Annotated in this window: 1 protein-coding gene; it reads right to left on the reverse strand. The window is 36.8% G+C overall.

The genetic code is table 11. From position 1 onward, the window contains the following. Positions 1-2174: immunoglobulin-like domain-containing protein (locus tag HCK02_RS13620; protein WP_208970489.1), on the reverse strand; the 2174-nt coding region annotated here is incomplete at its 3' end. Positions 2175-2277 lie beyond the last annotated feature (103 nt).

Consider the following 2277-nt stretch of genomic DNA (forward strand, 5'->3'; position numbering starts at 1 on the left):
TCATTGGCTGTAATTGTCCCTGCAGTTGGTTTCTTCACATTAACTTGAGCACGGTCTAATTCTTTGCCGTTTGCATCAAACGCAACCACGTAAACTTCATCTGTTTCGTTTAAAATCTTGTCTTTCGCATAGTATTGATATGCATTACCTGTTACTGTGATCGTTTGTTTCGCCTCACCATTGACCACAAGTTGAACTTTTTCTACATCGCCCGTATACGTGCCTCTTACATAGCTATCCGTTCCAATTGTAAAGTCATTGGCCGTTATTGTACCTTCAGTTTCTTTTTCAACTGTTACTGTAATTGTCTTCGTTGTTTCGTTGCCATCACTGTCTGTCACTTTATACGTCACTTTATATGTGCCGGCCGTTGTTGGATCTACCGTATTGGCTGTAACTTCAATTGCGCTTGTTAAGTCGCCGTCTTCTGTATCACTTGCCGTTACGCCTGTTTTCGGATCAAATGTATCCCCAACTTTGATTGTTTTATCTTCTGCATTAATAACTGGTTTGTCATTTGTACCCACTGTGACTGTAATCGTCTTCGTTGCTTCATTCCCATCGCTGTCTGTTACCTTATAACTTACTTGGTAAGTTCCAGCTTTCGTTGTGTCTACGTTATTCGCCGTAACTTCAATTGCGCTTGTTAAATCGCCATCTTCTGTGTCACTTGCCGTTACGTCTGTTTTCGGATCAAATGTATCCCCAACTTTGATTGTTTTATCTTCTGCATTAATAACTGGTTTATCATTTGTACCCACTGTGACTGTAACTGTTTTCGTTGTTTCGTTGCCGTCACTGTCTGTTACTTTATAAGTAACTTCATACGTACCAGGTGTTTTTGTGTCTACATTATTTGCTATTACTTCAATCGAGCTTGTTAAGTCGCCATCTTCTGTATCACTTGCTGTTACGCCTGCTTTTGGATCAAATGTATCCCCAACTTTGATCGTACTGTCTCCCGCATTAATAACAGGTTTATCATTCGTAACGGATCCATTTGACAATCTTTGGAAATTTTGATTTTTAAATTCTGTTGCAAAAGCTGGAACGTTTGTTGTTGAAACTTCGCTATTATTACCATAAATATCTGTAAGTGATGTTAGATTTTTCCAAGTATATTTAGGCGTTCCTAAAATATCCGTTCCTTTTTCCCATGCTGCTATATTTTGGCTTGTCGTTTGAAGAATTCCACCATTGCCTTCCATATAAAGAGCTAAACCAGCAGGATTTTCGTTTCTGAAATCAAAATAAGCCACGCTATCCATTACTATTTTTCCTGATGGAGAAATTTGTACTGCATATAAAGCAATCGGAGAAGAAAGCGCTTCTACTGATGCACTTTTTGTCATTGTTATTTGATTGATGTAGATTCGTGATTTCGAAGAAACACTTGCTTTTTGATAGTTCAGTTTCACTTTACTTCCAGTAGAGAAAGTGGCACTAGCGTCTACACCTTTAACGCCTTCATACCTACTTACAACATCAAGAGTAGCCGAGTCCCCAACAATTAGCTCCTGTTGCGAACCACTTAGATAAATCCCCATTGCTTGTGAATCAATTGATAATTTAGCACCTGCATTAATTTGTACATTTCCTGATGAATAAGCTCGAATAGTATTTGCAGTTCCCGTATTTTTGATAGTTGTTGTTGAAGTATTATCAAAAATAAGATTTTTCACGCTGAAAACATCAGTTGATCCTGTAGTAGTAATACTATTATTTCCTTTTACATAAGTTGTCCCGTTTGTATTCGAAACAGCTTCAGTACCATTTAGAGTTATGTTTTCTAACGTAACCGAGTAATTAACTACACTCGTTTTAAAGATAGGTCTAGAAGTTGATGTAAAATTAATGTTAGAGAAAGTGACACTTGCCGCTCCAGACAAATCACTCACAAAACTGCTATTGTTAAGTGCAACTTTGTGGTTTCCACCTTCAATTGTTACATCATGTTTGACTGTATAATTCATTGAAGCATTTAGATCTAAATCATTTGTTAAAACAATTTTAGTCACTAAATCATTATTCAACGCATCTTTCAGCTGTTGTTCAGTACCTACTTCAAGTGTAACTCCTGTTTCCGCAGCTTTTGCTTTAAACGGCGTGATTGCTTGTGAAATAGTGAGAAATACTAACATTGCAACAACTAATGCTGATAAAATTTTCTTCATATCCTGTCCCCTTTTCCTCAGTATCTTCAAAAACTGTGATCCAACTGTTTTAAAAACAGATTTAATTCTTATTCAAATCCCCATAATTCTCACTCCTTTAAAT

The sequence above is a fragment of the Listeria valentina genome (genome assembly GCF_011800755.1).
In the GTDB taxonomy this organism is placed as follows: Bacteria; Bacillota; Bacilli; order Lactobacillales; family Listeriaceae; genus Listeria; species Listeria valentina.